Source organism: Pedobacter sp. GR22-10, from assembly GCF_026239715.1.
Lineage (GTDB): Bacteria > Bacteroidota > Bacteroidia > Sphingobacteriales > Sphingobacteriaceae > Pedobacter.
The window spans coordinates 465,304-487,213 of record NZ_JAPIVR010000001.1 but is presented as its reverse complement, the minus strand read 5'-3'; the positions used below and the strand labels follow the sequence as shown (position 1 = coordinate 487,213).

The 21,910-nt window shown below is 38.1% G+C and carries 19 protein-coding genes; 14 read left to right on the top strand and 5 right to left on the bottom strand.

All coding sequences use genetic code 11. The annotated features are described in order from the left end of the window. Positions 1-16: 16 nt before the first annotated feature. Positions 17-1,570: an alpha,alpha-trehalase TreF gene (gene treF / locus OQX64_RS01950; protein WP_265817332.1), complete on the bottom strand. Its 1,554-nt coding sequence runs from the start codon at positions 1,568-1,570 to the stop codon at positions 17-19. A 446-nt stretch (positions 1,571-2,016) separates the two neighbouring features. Next, positions 2,017-2,805 (bottom strand): helix-turn-helix domain-containing protein, encoded by a 789-nt coding sequence (locus OQX64_RS01945; protein ID WP_265817331.1) that lies wholly within the window; start codon positions 2,803-2,805, stop codon positions 2,017-2,019. Between the two features lie 647 nt (positions 2,806-3,452). On the opposite strand from OQX64_RS01945, the gene OQX64_RS01940 reads away from it, so the two are divergent. The 3 genes from OQX64_RS01940 (at position 3,453) to OQX64_RS01930 (ending at position 4,768) form a co-directional block, all read left to right on the top strand. After that, positions 3,453-3,635: a hypothetical protein gene (locus tag OQX64_RS01940; protein WP_088300633.1), complete on the top strand. Its 183-nt coding sequence runs from the start codon at positions 3,453-3,455 to the stop codon at positions 3,633-3,635. 175 nt (positions 3,636-3,810) lie between these two features. Further along, positions 3,811-4,446 (top strand): HAD family hydrolase, encoded by a 636-nt coding sequence (locus tag OQX64_RS01935; protein WP_265817330.1) that lies wholly within the window; start codon positions 3,811-3,813, stop codon positions 4,444-4,446. 1 nt (position 4,447) lies between these two features. Next, positions 4,448-4,768 (top strand): DUF962 domain-containing protein, encoded by a 321-nt coding sequence (locus OQX64_RS01930; protein ID WP_088300635.1) that lies wholly within the window; start codon positions 4,448-4,450, stop codon positions 4,766-4,768. Positions 4,769-4,826: 58 nt separating this feature from the next. On the opposite strand, the gene OQX64_RS01925 is transcribed toward OQX64_RS01930, so the two are convergent. Continuing rightward, complete coding sequence (locus tag OQX64_RS01925; RefSeq protein ID WP_265817328.1) at positions 4,827-6,011, bottom strand: proline dehydrogenase family protein; 1,185 nt, start codon at positions 6,009-6,011, stop codon at positions 4,827-4,829. A 95-nt stretch (positions 6,012-6,106) separates the two neighbouring features. On the opposite strand from OQX64_RS01925, the gene OQX64_RS01920 reads away from it, so the two are divergent. The 9 genes from OQX64_RS01920 (at position 6,107) to OQX64_RS01880 (ending at position 15,001) form a co-directional block, all read left to right on the top strand. Further along, entirely contained in the window at positions 6,107-6,313 is a 207-nt protein-coding gene (locus OQX64_RS01920; RefSeq protein WP_088300637.1) for an RNA-binding S4 domain-containing protein, read from the top strand. Beyond that, positions 6,313-7,371: a 3-dehydroquinate synthase gene (aroB, locus tag OQX64_RS01915; RefSeq protein ID WP_265818284.1), complete on the top strand. Its 1,059-nt coding sequence runs from the start codon at positions 6,313-6,315 to the stop codon at positions 7,369-7,371. The genes OQX64_RS01920 and aroB overlap by 1 nt, the downstream gene beginning before the upstream one ends. A 2-nt stretch (positions 7,372-7,373) precedes the next feature. Continuing rightward, entirely contained in the window at positions 7,374-8,339 is a 966-nt protein-coding gene (locus OQX64_RS01910) for a sterol desaturase family protein (RefSeq protein ID WP_265817327.1), read from the top strand. Between the two features lie 246 nt (positions 8,340-8,585). Further along, positions 8,586-9,419, top strand: coding sequence for a prephenate dehydratase (locus tag OQX64_RS01905; protein ID WP_088300639.1), 834 nt, complete (start codon positions 8,586-8,588; stop codon positions 9,417-9,419). A 95-nt stretch (positions 9,420-9,514) separates the two neighbouring features. Then, positions 9,515-10,654, top strand: coding sequence for a chorismate mutase (locus OQX64_RS01900; protein ID WP_088300640.1), 1,140 nt, complete (start codon positions 9,515-9,517; stop codon positions 10,652-10,654). A 238-nt stretch (positions 10,655-10,892) separates the two neighbouring features. Then, the gene (gene aroA, locus OQX64_RS01895) at positions 10,893-12,161 is read left to right on the top strand and encodes a 3-phosphoshikimate 1-carboxyvinyltransferase (RefSeq protein ID WP_265817324.1); all 1,269 of its coding nucleotides are present in this window, start codon (positions 10,893-10,895) and stop codon (positions 12,159-12,161) included. 169 nt (positions 12,162-12,330) lie between these two features. Beyond that, positions 12,331-13,431 carry a chorismate synthase gene (gene aroC, locus OQX64_RS01890; protein ID WP_265817322.1) on the top strand — a complete coding sequence of 367 codons (1,101 nt, stop codon included), beginning with the start codon at positions 12,331-12,333 and terminating at the stop codon, positions 13,429-13,431. Between the two features lie 99 nt (positions 13,432-13,530). Then, positions 13,531-14,139, top strand: coding sequence for a DUF1684 domain-containing protein (locus OQX64_RS01885; protein ID WP_265817320.1), 609 nt, complete (start codon positions 13,531-13,533; stop codon positions 14,137-14,139). 109 nt (positions 14,140-14,248) lie between these two features. Then, positions 14,249-15,001 carry a LytR/AlgR family response regulator transcription factor gene (locus OQX64_RS01880; protein WP_265817318.1) on the top strand — a complete coding sequence of 251 codons (753 nt, stop codon included), beginning with the start codon at positions 14,249-14,251 and terminating at the stop codon, positions 14,999-15,001. Positions 15,002-15,052: 51 nt separating this feature from the next. Here OQX64_RS01880 and OQX64_RS01875 read toward each other — a convergent pair whose 3' ends face one another. Further along, positions 15,053-17,392 (bottom strand): tetratricopeptide repeat protein, encoded by a 2,340-nt coding sequence (locus tag OQX64_RS01875; RefSeq protein ID WP_265817317.1) that lies wholly within the window; start codon positions 17,390-17,392, stop codon positions 15,053-15,055. Positions 17,393-17,607: 215 nt separating this feature from the next. After that, entirely contained in the window at positions 17,608-20,031 is a 2,424-nt protein-coding gene (locus tag OQX64_RS01870; RefSeq protein ID WP_265817316.1) for an alpha-ketoacid dehydrogenase subunit alpha/beta, read from the bottom strand. Between the two features lie 167 nt (positions 20,032-20,198). Between OQX64_RS01870 and OQX64_RS01865 the strand changes: the two genes are divergently transcribed. Both OQX64_RS01865 and OQX64_RS01860 read left to right on the top strand, forming a co-directional pair. Then, on the top strand, positions 20,199-20,591 hold the full coding sequence (locus OQX64_RS01865) for a DUF1573 domain-containing protein (RefSeq protein WP_265817315.1): 393 nt from the start codon (positions 20,199-20,201) through the stop codon (positions 20,589-20,591). A gap of 62 nt (positions 20,592-20,653) precedes the next feature. Then, positions 20,654-21,853, top strand: a complete 1,200-nt coding sequence (locus tag OQX64_RS01860; protein ID WP_265817314.1) for a pyridoxal phosphate-dependent aminotransferase — start codon at positions 20,654-20,656, stop codon at positions 21,851-21,853. The last annotated feature ends 57 nt before the right edge of the window (positions 21,854-21,910 follow it).

Here is a 21,910-nt window from a genome sequence, read left to right as displayed (position 1 = left end):
TGTTTATCCGATAATATTATCTTTTTAAAAGTTTAAGCAACACACCATTGGTCCAGCCGAATCCATCCTGTAAGGGATATTCTCCACCACCACCACCTTTACTTTTTGATTCGACCACATTATATTTTTCCATCAGTTTACCGGTTTCCTTAAAAACCGAAATATTCAGGTTCACCCATCTATTGCTTATTGTATCAGCTAGTTTATGATAACCATAATGATGTAATCCTTGTATACTCACCCATTGCAGGGGTGCCCAGGCGTTCGGTGCATCCCATTGCTGCCTGGTGGTTTTTAATGTAGTGATTAATCCACCAGGCTTCAGGAAATCCTTTTCCAGTTTTTCTGATACCGCTTTGGCCTGAGTAGCTGTAGCAAGCTTAAAATACAATGGAAAGGCAGCTGCTAAAGTTAACTGCTTAGAGAAGCTTTTATTTTTCCAGTTATAATCTGTAAAGAAGTTTTGTTGTGCATTCCAAAAATATTTCAATATTGCGGCTTTACGCTTCTTGGCGATAGCAGAAAACAAATTAGCTTTTTTTGTATCCCCTGCCTCTTTATTGGCTGCTGCAATTGTACTTTCTAAATGATACATCAATGTATTTAAATCAACCGGTAAAAGATCGGTAGTGATGATCTGGCTAAAACTTAAGCCATCAGCAAACCAGCGGCTGCTAAAATCCCATCCAGACTCTGCAGCAGATCGCACGTGCCGTAGGAAGGTGGCTGGGTTTTGTTTGGTTGACCTGGCTGCTTCAGCATCTTCCAGGTATGATTCTTCTCTGGGCTGATCATCAGCATCATAATAACGGTTTAATAGCGTTCCATCATTAAGTCTGACTACATGATTAATTGCTTTTCCCGGTTTCAGCTGGTCAGCACCCTTCATCCAGAACTGGTACTCCTTTTCCAAAGCATTTTTGTATTCGCTCAGTTTCACTTGCGGATTGTCCTGACAAAGTAATTGCACCATAGCCGCAAAAAAAGGTGGCTGCGAACGGGTAAGGTAATAACTCCGGTTTCCATTGGGGATAAAACCATAGGTATTGATCAGGTAAGCAAAGTTATCAACCATATCTTTGATCAGTTTCGTTTTACCGGCCTCTTTTAATCCCAGCATGGTAAAGTAAGAATCCCAGTAATACACTTCACGGAATCGTCCTCCCGGCACCAGATAGGGCTTTGGCAATGGCAGTAATGAGGTTTGATAGGCAGAAACGGTATCAGGATTCCGCTGCAGCACAGTCCACAAAGTATCCAGATGTTTTTCAATGCCCGCTTTGATATCCGACTGGTATAAAGCAGTATGACTTTCAGGTAGATTAAAATGTGCGTCCACAAAGCTTTTCAGGTTAAAATCTTTGCTGTTTCTTTGAGCAAGGTAAGCTTTCATAATTACCGAAGGCTCAGCTTTAGGAATCGCATCAGGAAAAGATTTCCCGTCAGCATAGATCCTGGAAAGCTGAACAGCCTCAAATAAACCCGGATAGGTTGATCGTGGTGATTTTTCATGCTGGGCAAATAACTCAGCTGAAACAAATAGTAAAAGAAAGAAAATAATTTTTTTCATAAATTAGAGATTCATAATGCTGCATTTCATAGTAAAGCTCAAAGATAAAATCTGTGCTCTTTTTTGCGTTCACCTTTGTTTAATATAGTATTTATTCCATAATCAAACCTGGTCGCGTACATCAATAATATTTGCATCTAAAATACATCATCCGGGCGAAGCGTTTTACATTTTATTTATTAACAATGCGGTATTTTGAATCCCGTAGCGTAACCTGATCAGGAGCATAAAAATGTTACGCTATTTTAAATAGTTATAAAAATATTGTATAAATTCATGCCAAGTTTTTTTTAATTTAGCCTTTCGAAATTGATGCTGCTGGTAGTAGGTAACAGTAAGCAAAGCCTTACGCGTCAGGCGCCCAGCAAATGATGTGGTGAGGTCAGGAAAACCTGTTATTGAGAAGGGACAAAATCTACGTGATCAGCGTTTCTTTAACAGCAGCATCAATTTTCATTTTCAGTATTGCTGAACTGCGATAAGGAAATACCTTTATACCTTCTGAAAGCGATACCAAAGTTTGCCGCATTTGAAAAACCCAGAATGATAGCAATCTCATCTACAGTATATTCACTATCCAGCAACAATACTTCAGCTTCTCTCATGATCCGGTCTTTGATTAAGACAAATAAGCTTTTTCCCAGCACATGATCAAGGAAAGCATTTAATTTTCTAGGACTCATCCCCATCTCTCTGGCATAAAACCGGATAGCCTTTTCTTTTTTATAAAAATTTTCCAGAATTGCTTTAAATCTTATGGTCTGCTGTAATTCATCAAGTGTCAGTGCAGCCAGATATCCGTCAAATCCGGCTGTAAACCCTAAAAAAAGCGACAAACATTGCGAAAGAAGTGCTAAATCCCTATTTACTTCAATTTCCTTTTTCAACTGATCCAGTAAATTGAATGCTTTCTCAAGCTTGTTGCCGCTAAGGTCTCTAAAGGATAAATTAAGGAAAAGATTTTTAGCTAAGGGATCTAAATGTTGTTTTAGAAATTCGGCATACAGCGAACTGCAGAAATTTAACCAGTAGCCGGTAGTAATTTCACCTTCCAAACGAACCAAACCTTCTTCAGGAATGAAAAATATCCTGCCGTTTTTCAATTCATAATCACCGGAATTCATACAAAGTAAACCATTGCCTTCTTTGATCACTAAAATTCTCATTGGATGCGTTGCGGCTAATGCGAATTCTCTTTTAAAAGTACCTTTTATAAGTTTCAGTTTAACCATCATCTTTAAATGAGCTGTTTTTGCATTAGATTAACTTCCCGTTGTTTGGTTACATATTATTTATGTGTAAACAATAAAAAGACAAAAATTAGAATAATTGTATAGTATTAAGCTCAAAATGAATAAAAAAAAGGCTTACTCATCATATCCAGCAAATGGAAAAACAGCATGTAAACATAAAAACTTATCATCAATAAACCATTAAATTGTAATTTTAATCTGGCTAATAGTCACCATAAAACGCAAACTTAATACACTTAAACAAGATTGCTGAAAATTGATCAAGCAAAAAATAATTTAATCCAGTAAACTGATTAACTGATGGCAGTACAAATTGGATTTATAATAATTCTCATGCTGCAAACGGTTTTCCCGAAGTTAAAACGATAGGCTCACCTGCGCAGCTTCACCTGATGAGTAAAAGCAAAACTTATATTCAAAACAGCGCAGCAAAAATATTCGATTGGCTTAAATAAGTGCATATCCAAATTGATAGTTTTTTATATTTGAATTACAGCTTATCTATGATCAATTCAGTCTAAATTGAAAGTAATTTCTTTTTATACTATTCATCTTGTCCTATCTTTATAAAACTAATTTATATTACATAGTGTTCTTATAAATAAGTATACATCTATAAATCATGAAATATGAAAAATGTGAATAAAAAAACACCTTCACACTTGCTTGATGAAATTAAACCTGGTGATATTATCAGGGATGAAACCGGCAAGATTGGAGAGGTTGTGGAAGTAGAAGTAATTAACCGGAAAATGGAAACACAGTATTATTATAAAACCAAAAACAATGGTACTGTTTTAGTTATTAAATAACTTGATCAAAAAAGATGAATGAATTTTAAGGTGGAATGAATTGTTAACTTATAGCAGCATCCGGATTAAAGAATCATACCGCCATGAATAAATTTCATTTTATGGCTTTTTATTGATTCAGAAAATTGTAGGGCACACTATTTAATGATGATATTTGCAAAAAGTTTACACACGTATGCAACATATTAAAAACATCATTTTCGATTATGGCAATGTAATTTTCGATATCGATTTTAAAATTGCCCAGGCATCATTTCAAAAAATTGGCATTACAGATATAGAAAATTTCTTTGCACATAAAAGCCATAATCCATTGTTTGATGATTTTGAAACCGGCGCTATTTCTCCTGTAGAATTTCGTGAAGGCATTAGAAAAGCGGCAAACAAGCCCGGGCTTACTGATGCCCAAATAGATGAGGTCTGGAATAGTTTGCTGATTGGTACACACCAGGAAAATCATGACGTACTTTTAAAAGTAAAAAATAACTACCGTACATTTTTATTAAGTAACAATAATGAAATCCATTACGACTGGATCATCAATTACCTGAAAACCACTTTCAATTTAAACAATTATGATGCGTTTTTTGAAAAGGCTTATTTCTCTCAGCACATGAAATTACGCAAACCCAATACCAATATTTTTGAACAGGTTTTGAGTGAAAACCATCTTAACCCTACAGAAACTTTGTTTATAGATGATAGTCCGCAACACATTGAAGGCGCAAAGAAGGTTGGGTTAAATACACTTTTAATGACTGAAAAACCAGCACAATTGGAATCCTTTTTAAAAGCTAACGGAATTATATAGCATGGAAGAAAAAAAGTTTAAATCATTAAAAGATTTCTATCCTTTTTATTTATCTCAGCACACCAATACCACTTCGCGTATCCTCCACTTTATCGGAACGGGCTTAGTTGCTTTAACATTCTTCGCCGGATTTCTGTTTCACCAGTGGCTTTTCTTTTTAGCCATCCCCCTGCTGGGTTATGGCTTTGCCTGGATAGGTCACTTTTTTTTCGAGAAAAATAAACCTGCTACTTTTCAATACCCGCTTTATAGTTTAGCGAGTGATTTTATATTTTTCTATGATCTCCTTAATGGCAAGCAAGACTTTACCGTAAAAAAGTAATACCATTGGCAATCTTATGAGCAGTGATCACTGAAAGCTGTTGATTGCCAATGGAAAATTAAATTTTTCTTCGCTTCAATTCCCTTTCAATCAAACCTAGCTCACGGCCGGTTTGCCCTGCCACTGAAGTATTTTCCTGAGCCCTTCTGAATAAATAGGGCATTACCGCCTTAATCGGTCCGTAAGGAACATACTTTGCTACATTATAATTTGCATCAGCAAGATTAAAACTCAAATTATCACTCATACCCAAAAGCTGTGAAAAATAAACATGCGGATGGTTATGCATGATTTTTTTCTCATCCAAAAGATAGGTTAATAATCGACTGCTATCTTCATTATGGGTTCCGCAAACGATGGCTATTTCATCAATATGATCAATACAGTACCGTAATGAAGCATTATAATCCTCATCGGTTGCTTCTTTATTTAATTGAATTGGGGATGGATAACCCATTTCTGCAGCACGCTTGCGCTCTTTCTCCATATACGCACCACGAACCATTTTTACACCTAAAATAAATCCGGCAGCTTTTGCAATGAGGTGATCCGCCTTCATATCAGCCAGTTTATCCTGACGATACATTTGATAGGTATTATATACAATGATGCGTTCCTGGTTAAATTTACGCATCATATCTAATGCCAGTTCATCAATTGTTTGCTGGATCCAGGTTTCCTCAGCATCAATCATAACCGGTACTCCCTTTTCAAAAGCAGTGCGGCAAATCATTTCACAACGCAATTTTACTTTATCAAATTCTGCCTGCTCATCTGCTGATAATGTTCTCTTAGCATCTAATTTCTCCAATAATGCAAAACGCCCTATCCCGGTAATCTTAAATACCGTGATGGGAATATCAGGATCACCATCTGCACGGAGAATGGTGCGAATGATTTCCTGGCAAGTTTCGTCAAATACCGTTTCTTCTTCTTCACCCTCAACAGAGTAATCCAGAATGGTTCCAACACCACCTTTAGCCAGTTGCACGATAGCATGATCGCATTCCGCAATGGTTTCACCACCACAAAATTGCTGAAAAATTGTAGCTTTTATGGCACCCTGAACAGGCAAGCCTATGTTTAGAAAGAAATTGGTAATCGGTGGGCCAACCTTCGTCAAAAAGTTGCTGCCAATCATTTTGAAAAGCCAAAAAGCTTTTTTAAGCTCAGCATTTGTTTTTTGACGGAACGCCACTTCCGTATTGTCGAAATTAGGCTGTTTATTGGGGGATAAATCCATTCTTAGTTATGTAATAAGTCAGTTGGATGCAAAATTATAAAAAGCATCCGTTGTTAAAACTAAAAACCTGTAAATAATCGTATTTTTGTGACAAAATGATACAATTCAAATTAGATGGCGAATTTATTCCATTAATCCAGTTGTTAAAGGCGACAGGATTGGTGGGCACCGGCGGAGATGCTCAGGCTGCCGTAATGGATGGATTAGTAAAATGCAATGGTGAAGTAGAGTTTCGCAAGCGTTATAAAGTCAGGGTTGGCGATATCATCACTTTTGAACAAGATAAAATCGAAGTCGTATGATGGAAACTTTAAGCAGCGCAGGCCATTCAATTTATTTCGAAAGTAATTTGGATGCCTTAAAAAACCTTTTAGAAAGCAACAAATACAGCAAGGTATTTATTCTTGCTGATGAACATACCAGTGAAATTTGTTTACCGGTTTTTCAATCGATGATGGATGATTTTTCAGACTTTGACCTGATTGAAACCTCCGCAGGAGAGGAAAACAAAAACATCGATTTTTGTATTGGCATCTGGAAAACCCTGCTAGATTTTGAGGCCGACCGTAAGAGCCTGCTGATTAACCTGGGTGGTGGTGTCATCACCGATATGGGAGGTTTTATCGCCTCGACCTATAAACGTGGTATTGATTTTATCAACGTTCCTACTACCCTGCTATCGCAGGTGGATGCATCAGTTGGTGGCAAAACCGGCATTGATATCGATAACGTGAAGAACATGGTGGGCACTTTTACCCTGCCGCAGATGGTTTTCATTGAAACGAAATTTCTGGAAACACTGCCGAAGCGTGAACTATTATCGGGTTTTGCCGAAATGATCAAACATGGTTTGATTTATGATAAAGCTTACTATGAAAAGTTAAAAAAAACTGATTATTTAAATCCTTCGGCTGAAGACATTTATCGTTCGGTGGAAATTAAAAATGAAGTGGTAACCATTGATCCGCATGAAAGAAATCTGCGTAAAATTTTAAATTTTGGTCATACCATTGGCCATGCGGTGGAAAGTTATTCACTGGCAAATGATGAAAATCCACTAACACATGGTGAAGCCATTGCTATTGGATTTGTTTGCGAGGCGGCTTTATCCATCAAAAACAGTGGATTATCAAAAGAAGAACTGAAAGATATCAGCGAGTACATTTTATCTTTATATCCAAAATATCTTATTAAAAAGGAAAGCTTTGAAACACTTCTGGAATTAATGCAAAGTGATAAAAAGAATGAAGATGGAAACATTTTATTTTCACTTTTAGAAACAACAGGCAAATGCGCGTTTAACTGCCGTGTAAGCAATGCCGATATTTTAAGCAGTTTGGATTATTATAACAGTTTATAAAAATGACATTTACCGGAAGTGATATTTCTGTAGGCGGATTATTTGGCTTTGTAATCGTTTTGACATTGGTTGAAATGTATTTTAGCTATGCGCACGACAAAAAATTATATACGAAACGCGACACCTGGAACAATATATACCTGATGACAGCAGCTGTAATCATTAATTTGGGTATGAAAACGGCAACATTCTTTTTGCTTGAATATTGCTACCAGTTCCGTTTGTTTCAGATATCAAATTTCTGGATTTACTGGCTGATTCTGATTTTAGCCCAGGATTTTCTGTATTGGTTCCTGCATACAGTGGGTCATTATGTCCGTTTTTTCTGGGCCATGCATGTTACGCACCACTCATCAGAGCATTTTAATTTAACCACAGGTTTTCGTTCAACCGTTTTTGAGCCTTTATACCGCGTATTTTTCTATTTGCCTTTGGCATTTATGGGTTTCACGGCGATGGATATCCTTTTCGCTTACCTCGTAACGCAGATTTACGGAAATCTTGTTCATACGCAATATCAAATCAATTTCCCTAAATGGTATGAATATATTTTTGTAACGCCTTCACACCACCGTGTTCATCATGCCAGCAATGTACGTTACCTGGATAAGAACATGGGGATGGTTTTAATTCTCTGGGACAGGTGGTTTGGTACCTTCCAGGCAGAATTACCTGAAGATAAAATTAAATACGGCTTAACTTCTCAGCCAGAAGACATGGGACCGGTTAATATTATTTTCCATGAATTTATTGCTTTATCCGCCGATGTAAAGAAGGCCCCAACCTTTATGGATAAGTTGAAATATATCTTTAATCCACCAGGATGGAGCCATGATGGCAGTACCAAAATCGCTAAAATCATGCAGCAGGAATTACATGAGGCTGAAGCGAAGGAAAATCAAAATCAGAAAAATGATAACATTAAAGACTTCAATGAAAAGCAACGAACGTTAAGTTCAACGGGATAGGCAGATGTTTTTTAAACAAAATTAAATTTTATTCAAATTATTTTCAATTTACTATTGACAAATTAAATTTTGTTATTACATTTGGCTCATTCAAAAAGAAAAATGAAATTATTCAACACATATTACTTTGGTTACTTTTACTATTTTAGTGAGAGCCGGGGCTAATATGCAAAATGATAGATAACAATATTAAAATGTATAAAAAAGTCCCGGCAAAAAGCCGGGACTTTTTTGTTTTATGCAAAAATGGAAACGACAAAAAAAGTAGCAATTCAAGGTATTAAAGCATCTTTTCATGAAGAAGCCGCCTACAAATTCTTTGGTAAAAACATCGGAACTGTAGAATGCAACTCATTTAAAGAAACCTGTGATAAGCTGGAAAAAAACGAAGCAGATTTCGTGGTTATGGCTATCGAAAATTCCATTGCCGGGAGCTTATTACCAAACTACACCTTGATTCGTGATTACGGCTTTTCTGTAGTTGGTGAGGTTTATTTGCCCATTCAATTGCACTTAATGGCTTTACCAGGTGTAAAATTTGAGGACATTAAAGTCGTAACCTCTCACCCTATTGCCATCCGCCAGTGCATCGATTTCTTTTACGATTATCCGCATATTAAAATTGTAGAAAGCAATGATACTGCTGCCTGTGCCAAACGGATTCAGGAAGAAAAACTGACGGATACCATGGCGATTGCTAATAGTTTAGCTGCTGAACTTTACGGCTTAAACATATTAGAGCGCCGTGTAGAATCAAACAAGAAAAATTACACCCGTTTCCTGATCCTTAAAAAGGACAAAACAGACGAAGGTAAAAAAATCAATAAAGCATCCATCTGTTTTCAGGTGGGTCACAAAGCAGGTTCTCTGGCAACCGTTTTAAATATTTTTGCAGAGCAAGAGGTAAGCTTAACAAAAATACAATCTATGCCGGTATTGGGTAAACGAAATGAATACTACTTTTACGTTGACCTGGAATGGCCAAGCACAGAAAAATATGATAAGGCAATCAGAAAAGCCCTAAAATATACATCGAACTTTAATATTCTCGGCGAATATCAAAAGAATGATAAAGTCTGACAGCGTTACGATTTTAGATTTACGAATTACGACTCAATAATAAATCAATACAACAATTAAACAATCGAATTATAAAATATTACAAGCCCCAAATCATGAAACTTAATTTAAACATCCAACCCTTAAACACCTGGTTAAACGTCAACAACGAACCATTAATTATCTCTGGCCCATGCAGTGCGGAAACGGAAGAGCAATTATTAACTACGGCACACTTATTGGCTGCAACCGGCAAAGTATCTGTGTTAAGAGCAGGTATCTGGAAACCACGCACCCGTCCGGGAGAATTCGAAGGTATCGGAAGCATTGGTTTAGAATGGTTAAAACGCGCTAAAGCAGAAACGGGCTTACCAACAGCTGTAGAAGTAGCAAATGCAAAACATGTGGAAGAAGCCTTGGCTGCTGGTGTAGATATCCTCTGGATTGGTGCACGTTCCACTGTAAATCCTTTCACAGTTCAGGAAATTGCGGATGCTTTAAAAGGTCATGATGTACCTGTATTAATTAAGAATCCGGTTAACCCTGATTTACAGCTTTGGATTGGTGCTATCGAGCGGATTAATGGCGCAGGTATTACCAAAATCGGAGCCATTCACCGTGGTTTCTCTTCTTTCGAGAAAAGCTCTTTCCGTAACGAACCAATGTGGGAAATGGCAATTCAATTGAAAACTTTATGCCCTGAATTGCCTATCATCAATGATCCAAGTCACATTTGTGGTAACCGTGAATTAATCCCATACATTGCTCAAAAAGCGTTGGATTTAGATATGCAGGGGTTAATGATCGAATCTCACGTTGATCCATCAGTAGCCTGGACAGATGCCAAACAACAGGTTACGCCGGCTGCATTAGCAGAATTGGTTGATCGTTTAACTGTACGTGAACCAGAAGCACCAAACGAAGCCTTTGCAGATAAATTAGCGGATCTACGTAAATCAATTGATAAAATTGATGATATTTTATTGCAAAAATTAGCAGAACGGATGTCCATCGTGGAGAAAATCGGTGAGTTTAAACGCGATAACCAGGTAACCATTTTACAGGTGAACCGTTGGGATGCCATCATTAAAAAAGGCCACGCTTTTGCAAAAGCTTTAAAATTAGACCTAAATTTCACTGAAAAATTCTTAGAATTGATGCACGGTGAATCCATCCGCAAGCAAACTGAAATCATGAATGCTGGTAAAGCAGAGAAAGGTATTGCTGCTGAACAACATAACGAGATAAAAGCTTAATGATGGCAAAGGCTGGGAGGTTAAAGGTGGAGGGTGTCAAGTCCAAAGCTTAAAGACCAAAGTCTAAAGTACCATATCATGGTGAGGCAGATCACAATGATAATTTAAATAAAATAATGGCGTTGTATCTTGCGAATTATCATTTTGAGTTTGTCGAAGAACTTTTTAGCAGGTGTTTTCGACAGGCTCAACATGACGATGATCCAAAAACAACCTGTTTAGAATAAAACAGAATAAAATGTCGAAAAACGCCTTAGTTTCTTTTAAAGGAACCAAGAATATTAATACGGAAATCCAGTTAACAGGTTCGAAAAGCGAATGCAACAGAGCGCTGATTATTAGCGCTTTAAGCAACAAACTGGTTAAGGTTGATAATTTATCCAATGCGGCAGATACCGTTACGCTTGATGGAATCTTAACCGCATTAAGGGAAGACTCAGAACTCAAAACTGAAGACTCAAGACTGGTAGACGTTGGCCCAGCAGGAACAGCAATGCGTTTTCTATCTGCTTATCTATCGGCAAAAAACGGAAATTTTCTGTTAACCGGAACCGAACGTATGAAAAAACGTCCGATTGGTATTTTAGCAGAGGCACTTAAAACCATTGGTGCTGATATTTCTTATGCTGAATCTGATGGTTTTCCGCCTTTAAATATCAATGGCCCATTAAACCAGAAAACGGCAGAAGTGAAAATCAAAGGTGATATCAGCAGTCAGTATATTTCTGCACTATTGATGATTGCCCCTATCCTTCCGCAAGGCTTAACGTTAGAAATTGAAGGTGAACTGACATCAAGACCTTATGTAGACATGACTTTGGATATGCTTGCAGAAGTGGGGATTCAACATTCATGGACTGGAAATTCAATTACCATTGAACCGCAAGCTTTTAAGGCAGGAACCCTTATTGTGGAGCCAGACTGGAGCGCTGCTTCTTATTGGTACAGCATTGCCGCTTTGGCTGATGAGGCTGAAATTTCTTTACCGGCCCTGAAAGATAAAAGTTTGCAGGGCGATAGCCAGATTCAAAAAATCATGAAGATTTTTGGTATTGCCACGGAAAAAACTGAAAAAGGAATTTCCATCAGCAACCTGGGCTTATCCCTGGAAACCGATCAGGCACTGGACTTGAAAACCTGCCCTGATTTGGCTCAAACCGTCATTGTTATTGCAGCTGTCCTAGGAAAAAACATGTCTTTTACAGGCTTGGAAACCTTAAAAATTAAAGAAACGGATCGCATTGCTGCCTTACAAAATGAACTGGCCAAGATTGGGGTAACGTTAACGGAAGATAATTTAGTTTATACACTGAATACGGATGAACTTCATTTCCCTGAAAAAATTACAGTAGCTACTTACGAAGATCACCGGATGGCTATGGCTTTTGCTCCCCTTGCTTTATTAATCAGCGAAGTGGAGATTGAAGACATGCAGGTGGTAGAAAAATCATATCCTCATTTCTGGGAAGATTTGAAAAAGGCAGGCTTTGACGTAAAGGAAATATAAGAAAAGATATTTGAGAAATGAGAACCTCGCAACACCTTTAAGTCTAACTTTACGCATATAAAAGTGGTAATAAACAATTAAAATTTAATCAGATTTGAATGAAATTTGGACAGAAAATCTCATATCTCCTGTCTAACTTCTCAAATCTAAATCATCAATTTAAAATAATATGGCAGGCAACTCATTCGGACAACTTTTTCGCATCACCACTTTTGGCGAATCTCATGGCGTAGCGATTGGGGTAATTATTGATGGCTGTCCGGCGCAATTGGGTATTGACATGGATTTTATTCAGTCGGAACTGGATAAGAGAAAGCCCGGTCAATCGAAAATTACCACACAAAGAAAGGAAAGCGATACGGTTCAGGTTTTATCAGGTGTTTTTGAGGGGAAAAGTACCGGAACACCAATAGCATTGTTAATTCCGAATGAAGATCAGCGATCAAAAGATTACGGGCACAATGTGGATGTTTATCGTCCCAGCCATGCCGATTATGTGTATGATGCTAAATATGGTATTCGCGACCACCGTGGTGGCGGGCGTTCCTCAGCACGGGAAACAGCTGCACGCGTAGCAGCTGGTGCGATTGCCAAATTATTTTTAAAACAGCAAGGCATTGAAATTTTTGCACATGTTACCGCAGTAGGAAGCATTGAGGCACCAAATTTAGAAAGTAACGACTTATCCGCCTTACTGGAAGTCAGGGAAGAGAATATTGTACGTTGTGCCGACCCGGCAACTGCACATGAAATGATTGAATTTATTGACGCCATCCGGAAAGATGGTGATACCGTAGGCGGTAAAATCGGCTGTGTAATTAAGGGTTGCCCGGCTGGTTTGGGTGAGCCGGTTTTTGATAAATTACATGCTGATTTGGGCAAAGCAATGTTAAGCATCAATGCAGTTCATGGTTTTGAATACGGTTCAGGCTTTGCCGGAAGTGAATTAAGAGGTTCACAACATAACGACCGCCCCATCCCAAACCCTTCCCCTGATGGAAAGGGCTTCATCACAACTACCAATTTTGCCGGAGGGATTCTGGGCGGCATTTCAAACGGGATGGACATTACCTTCAAAGTTGCTTTTAAACCTGTAGCTACGATTATGCATAGTCAGCAAACCATTAATGCTGCCGGTGAAGCATCAGAAATTAAAGGAAAAGGCCGACACGACCCTTGTGTGGTACCTAGAGCGGTGGTGATTGTCGAGGCCATGGCCGCTTTGGTTTTAGCTGATCAGTTTTTAAGGAATAAAATGAGTATTATCTAATATTATGTTGTTCTTGCGATGCAAGAAGCAATCTATTTAGCAAGAGAGGTCGCTTTGTGCATCGCAATGACGGCAATTTTAATTTATAATTAACAAAGTATGAAAATCCTCCCCATCCTACTGCTCTTCATCAGCTTAAACACACTTGCTCAATCCTACTCCGGGCAGATTGCCAAACATCGCGATAGCTACAAACAGGATTTTATCAAAGAATCAAATTCACCTTTGAAAGAAAGTGATTTGCAACATCTTCATTTTTATGAGGCAGACAGTATGTATAAAGTCATGGCCAAAGTAGATATCTTAAAAAATGAAAAGATTTTCAAAATGCCTACTTATGATGGTACCAGTAAAGAATTTTATCGTTTTGCTAAAGTCAGCTTTAATTTAAACGGAACGCCAATAACGTTAACGCTCTATAAAAATATAGCACTGGCTGCTAATCCGGCTTATAAGTATTTACTTTTTCTGCCTTTTACAGATCAAACCAATCAAAAGGAGACTTATGGCGGTGGCAGGTATATTGATTTAAGCGAAAAAGAAATTAAAAATCATCGAATCGAGATTGATTTTAATAAAGCTTATAATCCATATTGCGCTTATAGCGATGGTTATCGTTGTCCTGTACCACCGGAAGAAAATGATCTTCCGGTAGAAATAAAAGCTGGTGAGAAACAATATACCGGTGATAAAAAGCATAAAAATTAATCAGTGCACAGAAAACGTATGATTACAATGACTTTGATCCATTAATTTGATTTATATTTAACAGATATACACTAAAGTATTATTCTGATATTTAAATAAATCTATCCAAATGCGGTATAAATGCCTTGTAGTTGATGATCATGAGATTGAAAGAGATGCCCTGGAAATGCACCTCCGAAAAATTTCACAACTGGAAATTTTAGCAGTTTGTAAAGATGGCATGGAAGCCGCTGGTATCTTATCACAAACCAGCATAGACATTGTTTTTTCGGATATTGATATGCCTGAGCTTTCAGGAATTGGTTTATTAAAAAGCATCAAAAAACAACCTCTATTCATATTTATTACTGCCCATGGCCAGTATGCGGCTGAAAGCTATGAGGTGGATGCTATCGATTTTGTGGTAAAACCTGCTACATTTGAAAGGGTATTAAAGGCAGCGAACAAAGCCATAGAATACCTCGAATTAAAAAAACAAGTAAGTCATGTAAACGAAAATGTTTACAACGCCCCGGCTAATCAAGATGATCATTTCTTTTTTAAAGAGACCAAAGGCATCACCAAGCTAAAATATGATGAGGTGATTTATATGGAAAGTATGGGCGATTTTTCCAAAATATTTACTAAAAATGAGATGCATGTCATACTGGTGAGTTTGAAAAATCTCGAGAAACAACTTCCTGAACATTATTTTGCAAGGGTTCATAAGCAGTTTATGATCAATAAAAATCACATCATTACTTTAACCAATCATGAAGTACATCTGACTCATGATTTCGTGGTTCCGATTAGTGCAGCCAACCGCCAGCATTTACTTGAAAATGCGATAGACCAAAAAATCCTGTCCAGATTTATAAAATAAAAACGAAATACAATCCGAAAAACCGGAGACTGCATGACATCGGAATCTAATTTATTTAGGCATGGTGATGGTGAAAATTGTACCTGCTGGATTATTTTTAGCGGCACTAATTTTCCCGCCCATCAGTTCAGTAAATGTTCTGCAAAGTATTAATCCCAGGCCTGTACCCTTTTCTTTTTCTGTACCCGGAGTGCTGATTCCAGCTCCCTGATAACCCGTTTTATTAAAATGTTCCAATTGATGGTCACTAAGACCGGTGCCATTGTCAGCTATACGGAGATACACTTCATCGTCTGAACTTTTAACTGATATGCTGATCATTCCGTATCTGGGTGTAAACTTAACGGCATTGCTTACGAGGTTCCGGACAATCAGCGAAAGCATATTGGCGTCAGCTTTAAACTTTATATCCGGGGAAGTATTATTTTCTATTTTTATATTTTTGGCATCCGCATGGTGTAGCACAGCATCTATTATCCCACTAATTAATTGATGGATATTCAAAGTTTCCATATCAGGATGAAATCCCTGCATCTGGCTGGCTGCCCAATTTAAAAGATTCTCCATCATGGTTGAAGTATAACTCAGATTGGTTTTTAAAGTTGCGGCATATCTGGTGAGTTTATCCTGATCAATAGCTCCTCCTTCCAATAGCTGAATAAATGAAATTAAGGCATTTACCGGCGTACGCATATCATGGCTGACCACACTAAAAATTTTGTCTTTTACCCTGTTTAATTGCTGAAGCTCCAGTGTCTGCAGATTAATAACCTTATTTAAACGGGCGGTTTTACGCTGATTATAATAGATAATGGCTGCAATAAACAGAACGAGTGCAATCCCAATGCTAAGGTAAATCTTGATTCGCCAGTCGAAACGGATCTGTTGCTCCTGTTTTGATATTTGCTTGTCTCTAAGGGAGGTTTCATACTTCGCCTGGAGTTTGGCTCGTTCAAATTTCTCCGTTTGATTTTTTTGGGCGATTTGCAGGTCTAACTGTCTTTTTAAAAAAGTAAGTCGCTGCAGACTTTTTTCCTGATCACTTAAGGCCAGCTGTTGCTTTTTTACATAGAGTTCTTGTTGCTGCTGCCTGGCCAGGAGCATCTGTTTCTGCAATTCTATTCCTGTTATCTTTTGCTTATAGCGATAGTCTTTTTCTTTGAAGTCAAAATCAATTTGCATTTGTCGCCTGGTAATTTCTTTCTCTTTATCTTCATTAAAAATCTGATCCCTCAGCACAACATATTGTTTATAAAAGTTAAGCGACTGGTTATAGTCTTTTAATTGATAGTAGGTATCACTTAAACCAAGTGCAGCATTTTTCTTCTGGTCTGTAAAGTTATTTTCATCAGCCATTTTATAGCTTTCCGTAAATTGGGCTAACGCATTGGCATCATCGTTCTGTTGCTGATAAAACTTTCCTAAAGCATAGAGACAATCTACGTAGCCTAGTTTATCATCCAGATTTTTACCAATTTGAATGGCTTTCTGATAGGTGATTAAGGCCAGGTCTTTTTTACCCATTTCATTGTAAACATCAGCTATACTTTTCCTTATGGATGACATGATGTTTTCATCATTTAAGAGATCGGCCACCCTTAATGACTTTTGATAGTATTGTAATGCTATGTTTAAGCGATCCTTTGGAAGGATGCCCATTTTTTCCAGTTCAGACGGATTAGCCTCATAATATGCTGTCCCTATTAATTCATTAACGACTGCAACTCCCCTCGACTCTTCATTCTCACGCGTAAAGATTTTAAGTGCCATTTTCAGATAAACCAGCGATTGACTTTGGTTGCCGAGATCCTGATAAACACTGGAAATATTGGTATAGCAACTCGCGAGATCGGATTCATTGCCCAGCTGTTCATAAATGGCAATTGCTTTTTGATTAACTTCCAGGCATTTTGCATAATCAGGAATTGTAGCATACAAAGCGCCTAAGTTTAAATAGGTTCCGCCAACCATATCCAGGTTTTTTGCCAGTTCAAATTCAACAATTGCCTGACGATAATATTCTTCGGATTTTATAAAAATACTTTTTCCGTGATAAAATTTTCCACGGCGATACAAAGCGAAACCAGAGATGTTCCGTAATTTTAACTTTTGTGCAAGGGCAACAGTTTTGTTGGTATATTCTTCAAACTTACCAGCATCCTTTAATCCAAGATAAACTTTAGAAATCTGTTCCAGGAGTTTTACTTTCACTGAATCAAGCTGTGAATGCGATTGATTCAGCACCAACAGGCTATCTAACTTTTGAATATTACTTTTCTTTTGTGCATGTCCTTCCAGCTTAAAAAGCAATACAATCAGCAAAAACAGTAAAAGCCATTGTTTCCAGAATTTTGAGCAGGAATACAATACATCAACGAATATATTTTTCAACTTCTAAAATGTGCTAAAATTAAAAAAGTTTAAAATTGGGGGTAACTGATCGTTTTATGCTTTTAATGGCAATAACATGAGACATACAAATGGAATGATAATGATAGATAACCTCGTCTAAGGTATCTATTTTACCCTAAATTACATCAATTATTAGAATTTAAACAGCAACTTTTATTACGCTATTCAACTATCCATCTTTACGGATCACAGCATTAATACATCGCAGGAAATTGGTCCGGATGGGTTTCATGCATCATTTCGTAAATGGTTTCGATAATATCATCTACAGATGGTTTGCTGAAGTAATCGCCATCTGATCCGAAAGGCGGACGGTGTGCCTTGGCAGATAATGTTCTTGGTTTTCCATCTAAAGTAAAATAACCATTCTGATCTTCCAGTACTTTTTGCAAGATATAAGCTGAAGCACCTCCCGGAACATCTTCATCAACCACCAGAAGTTTATTGGTTTTAGCCAGTGAGGTAGCACATACTTTATCCAAATCGAATGGCAATAAAGTTTGAGGATCAACAATTTCTACGGAAATGCCAAAATTGGCCAGTTCTTCTGCGGCTTCCTGTACCAACCTTAAAGTTGATCCGTATGATACTACTGTAATATCAGAACCTTTTTCCAGCACTTCTGCCTTGCCTAGCGGTACCGTAAAATCGCCAACATTGCTGGGTAATTTTTCCTTCAGCCGATAGCCGTTCAGGCACTCAATCACCACAGCGGGCTCATCAGCCCTGAATAAAGTATTGTACATGCCGGCAGCCTGAGTCATATTTCTTGGCACACACAAATGCATCCCCCTTAATGACCCCAGTAACATGCTGATTGGTGACCCTGAATGCCATACACCTTCTAAGCGATGGCCTCGTGTTCTTACAATAACCGGTGCCTTTTGAACCCCCTTAGTCCGGTAAGAAAGTGAGGCCAGATCATCGCTTAAAACATTTAAGGCAAAAATCAGGTAATCTAAATATTGTATTTCGGCAACCGGTTTTAAACCACGCATGGCAAGCCCAATACCTTGCCCCATGATCGTCATTTCCCTAATGCCTGTATCAGTTATCCTGAGTTCACCAAAACGGGCCTGTAATCCTGCAAAACCCTGGTTTACGTCACCAATATTCCCTAAATCTTCTCCAAACGCCACCAATCGCTGATCACGTGCGAAGTTTTCATTAAAACAGGCATTAAGCACTTCTCTTCCATCTACCATTTTAGAAAGCTCATCATATACCGCATCAACTACGGTAATCTTATCCGGACTTTCCAATCCATTGGTATGCAGTTTAGAATTATACCGCTCGAAACTCAAAGCTTCCTGGTCTTTATACCAGGCCAGTATGTCTTCACGTTCTCTGGTATTAAATTTAGCTGATAAACGAATGGCCTTACGTGCAGCACTGAATACTTCCCTTCGCTGTGCATCAGCCGTTGCCGCCAATTGCGCACCTATCCTGGCTAATTCCGGCTGGTGTTTGGCCAGGCCGCCAATGAGATCGATCACTGTCTTCTGTTCCGGTTTAATGCTGTCCAAGAACTCATTCCAAGCTTCTTTTTGCGCATCACGGACAAATATTTTTGCTTTTTTCTCAATGTCTGATATTTCTTCATCCGTTGCAATGGCAGAATCGAGCATCCATTCCCGCATCTTTAAGAGGCAGTCATGTTCGCTTTCCCAGATCAGGCGATCTTTTGATTTATACCTTTCATGAGAACCAGATGTAGAATGCCCCTGTGGCTGCGTGAGTTCTGTAACATGGATCATTACCGGCACATGCTCATCCCGGCAAACCTGGATGGCTTTTTCGTAAACTTCGCATAAAGCAGGGTAATCCCAGCCTTTTACTTTATAAATTTCATATCCGGGTTGATGAGCATTACGCTGGAAACCCTTAAGGACTTCAGAAATATCTTCTTTAGTGGTCTGGTATTTTGCCGGCACCGAAATTCCGTAAGCATCATCCCAGATGGATATGGCCATTGGTATCTGCAGTACACCAGCCGCATTTATTGCTTCAAAAAAAACACCTTCAGAGGTGGATGCATTACCGATGGTACCGAAGGCTACCTCATTACCATTCACGGAAAAATGCTTTAAATAATCGAGTTCCTTATTGTTTCTGAAGAGCTTGGAAGCATATCCCAGGCCAACCAAACGAGCCATTTGTCCGCCTGTTGGCGAAATATCTGAAGAACAGTTTTTGATCTGTGTTAGGTCATTCCATGATCCGTCTTCGTTAATGGATTTAGTTGCAAAATGACAGTTCATTTGCCTTCCACCTGAAAAAGGATCGGCACCATTTGTCGGATTTGCATATAGTTGTGCGAAAAACTCTTTGATGGTAGATATACCTGTTGCAAAGGCGAAAGTCTGATCCCTGTAATAACCTGAGCGCCAGTCTCCTTTTTTGAAAACCTTTGCCATGGCCACTTGTGGCACCTCTTTACCATCACCAAAAATGCCAAATTTAGCCTTTCCTGTTAACACTTCCCTGCGACCTAATACACTAGCTTGCCTGCTTTCATAGGCGATCTTATAATCATTCAATACGATGGTTTTAAAATCTCCAAATGTCAGCTCAGAATTATCAATAGAATTGGTTATAAATTTTTCATTCTGCATCATAATCAAATATTGGTTCTGGCAAATATATGCAAAATTAAAAGCTTGCCTTAAAGTTCGATTGTAAAATTATATATGGAAGAGCAAAATATAATTGGAATAGTTTTTGTTTTAGATTGAAATTATTAAATTTGTTTTAAGAATTTTAAAAAAATAATTTCAAATATAACATGAAAAAAATCTTAGTATTATTCGCCTTCGTTTTAGGTTTTGGTGTGGTTGCCAATGCGCAATCAAAACCTGCAGATTTTAAATTTGAATCAGAAACCCATGATTTTGGTAAAATTCCGATGGGTAAACCGGTAACTTTCGATTTTAAATACACAAATGTTGGAGAAGAACCATTAATCATTAGCAAAGCTGAGGCAAGTTGTGGTTGTACTGTTCCTAAATATACTTCAACACCTATCAAAAAAGGTGAAACCGGTGTAATTTCAGTAACTTTTAATGCTGCCGCGGGTCCATCTGCATTTTCAAAAGCGGTAACTTTAACTTCAAATGCAAAAACACCTATAAAAGTACTTTATATTAAAGGTGAAACCGTTGCGGCCAGTTCGAAATAATTTTTCAATAAATATTATAATTAAAGTCCCGATAATCATCGGGACTTTTTTATTTTTGTGCCATGCCAAAGATTTCACTTAAGGGGGCGCAGATGCCTGCTTCACCAATCAGAAAGTTAACACCATATGCTGATCAAGCAAAAAGAGATGGTAAGAAAGTTTATCACTTAAATATCGGTCAGCCGGATATTGAAACGCCGGAAGGCATGCTGAATGCCATTAAGAATATTGATTTCAATGTCTGGGCTTATACACCTTCAGAGGGAACACTAGCCTATCGTTTAAAGCTTGCGGAATATTATAACAAACTGGGATATGGCATTACACCGGAAGACATCCTGGTAACGGTAGGCGGATCAGAAGCCATTACGATTGCAATGCAAACCTGCGTGAATGAAGGTGATGAAATTATTATTCCCGAACCTTTCTACGCGAACTATAATGGTTTTGCCTGTATGAGTAATGTGGTGGTAAAACCCATTCTATCTTTTATTGAAAATGGATTTGCCTTGCCTCCAATTGCTGAATTTGAAAAACTTATTACAGAAAAAACGAAAGCCATTATTATATGCAACCCCAATAATCCTACAGGCTATTTGTACTCCAGGGAAGAACTGGAAGCCTTAAAAATGCTTTGCAAAAAATATGACCTGTTTTTATTTTCAGATGAAGCTTACCGGGAATTTTGCTATGACGGGCGTGAATTTATTTCACCGATGCACCTGGGTGGGCTGGGAGAAAACGTGGTAATTATGGATACCGTTTCTAAAAGATATAGTGCCTGTGGTGCGCGTTTGGGTTGTTTAATCACCAAAAACAAGGCTGTGATTGCTTCGGGCTTAAAATTTGCACAAGCCAGATTAAGTCCTGGTATGGTGGAACAAATTGCCGGTGCGGCCGCTGTGGATACGCCTGATAGTTATTTCGAAAAGGTAAATACCGAATATACATTACGTCGTGATACTTTAGTAAGCCGTCTAAATCAAATTGACGGTGTTTTTTGTCCGAATCCGGGTGGCGCCTTCTATGTGGTGGCCAAATTTCCTATTGATGATGCGGATCTATTTTGCCAATGGATTTTAGAAGATTTTACACATGAAAACCAAACGGTAATGATGGCGCCAGCAACTGGTTTCTATTCTACCAAGGGTTCTGGAAAACAGGAAGTTCGCATGGCTTATGTATTAAATACAAGTGATTTAAATGCCGCAATGGATTGTCTGGAAATAGCCTTAAAGGAATATCCAGGAAGGACAATCTAGTTTACGATTTCTGTTTACAGTTTTTATAATAAATGCCAGATAAGCAGTTTACAGCTG

What these genes read in the sequence shown, in the direction of transcription:
- treF (WP_265817332.1), bottom strand. Translation starts at nt 1,570, where the DNA reads ATGAAAAAAATTATTTTCTTTCTTTTACTATTTGTTTCAGCTGAGTTA.
- OQX64_RS01945 (WP_265817331.1), bottom strand. Translation starts at nt 2,805, where the DNA reads ATGATGGTTAAACTGAAACTTATAAAAGGTACTTTTAAAAGAGAATTC.
- OQX64_RS01940 (WP_088300633.1), top strand. Translation starts at nt 3,453, where the DNA reads ATGAAAAATGTGAATAAAAAAACACCTTCACACTTGCTTGATGAAATT.
- OQX64_RS01935 (WP_265817330.1), top strand. Translation starts at nt 3,811, where the DNA reads ATGCAACATATTAAAAACATCATTTTCGATTATGGCAATGTAATTTTC.
- OQX64_RS01930 (WP_088300635.1), top strand. Translation starts at nt 4,448, where the DNA reads ATGGAAGAAAAAAAGTTTAAATCATTAAAAGATTTCTATCCTTTTTAT.
- OQX64_RS01925 (WP_265817328.1), bottom strand. Translation starts at nt 6,011, where the DNA reads ATGGATTTATCCCCCAATAAACAGCCTAATTTCGACAATACGGAAGTG.
- OQX64_RS01920 (WP_088300637.1), top strand. Translation starts at nt 6,107, where the DNA reads ATGATACAATTCAAATTAGATGGCGAATTTATTCCATTAATCCAGTTG.
- aroB (WP_265818284.1), top strand. Translation starts at nt 6,313, where the DNA reads ATGGAAACTTTAAGCAGCGCAGGCCATTCAATTTATTTCGAAAGTAAT.
- OQX64_RS01910 (WP_265817327.1), top strand. Translation starts at nt 7,374, where the DNA reads ATGACATTTACCGGAAGTGATATTTCTGTAGGCGGATTATTTGGCTTT.
- OQX64_RS01905 (WP_088300639.1), top strand. Translation starts at nt 8,586, where the DNA reads ATGGAAACGACAAAAAAAGTAGCAATTCAAGGTATTAAAGCATCTTTT.
- OQX64_RS01900 (WP_088300640.1), top strand. Translation starts at nt 9,515, where the DNA reads ATGAAACTTAATTTAAACATCCAACCCTTAAACACCTGGTTAAACGTC.
- aroA (WP_265817324.1), top strand. Translation starts at nt 10,893, where the DNA reads ATGTCGAAAAACGCCTTAGTTTCTTTTAAAGGAACCAAGAATATTAAT.
- aroC (WP_265817322.1), top strand. Translation starts at nt 12,331, where the DNA reads ATGGCAGGCAACTCATTCGGACAACTTTTTCGCATCACCACTTTTGGC.
- OQX64_RS01885 (WP_265817320.1), top strand. Translation starts at nt 13,531, where the DNA reads ATGAAAATCCTCCCCATCCTACTGCTCTTCATCAGCTTAAACACACTT.
- OQX64_RS01880 (WP_265817318.1), top strand. Translation starts at nt 14,249, where the DNA reads ATGCGGTATAAATGCCTTGTAGTTGATGATCATGAGATTGAAAGAGAT.
- OQX64_RS01870 (WP_265817316.1), bottom strand. Translation starts at nt 20,031, where the DNA reads ATGATGCAGAATGAAAAATTTATAACCAATTCTATTGATAATTCTGAG.
- OQX64_RS01865 (WP_265817315.1), top strand. Translation starts at nt 20,199, where the DNA reads ATGAAAAAAATCTTAGTATTATTCGCCTTCGTTTTAGGTTTTGGTGTG.
- OQX64_RS01860 (WP_265817314.1), top strand. Translation starts at nt 20,654, where the DNA reads ATGCCAAAGATTTCACTTAAGGGGGCGCAGATGCCTGCTTCACCAATC.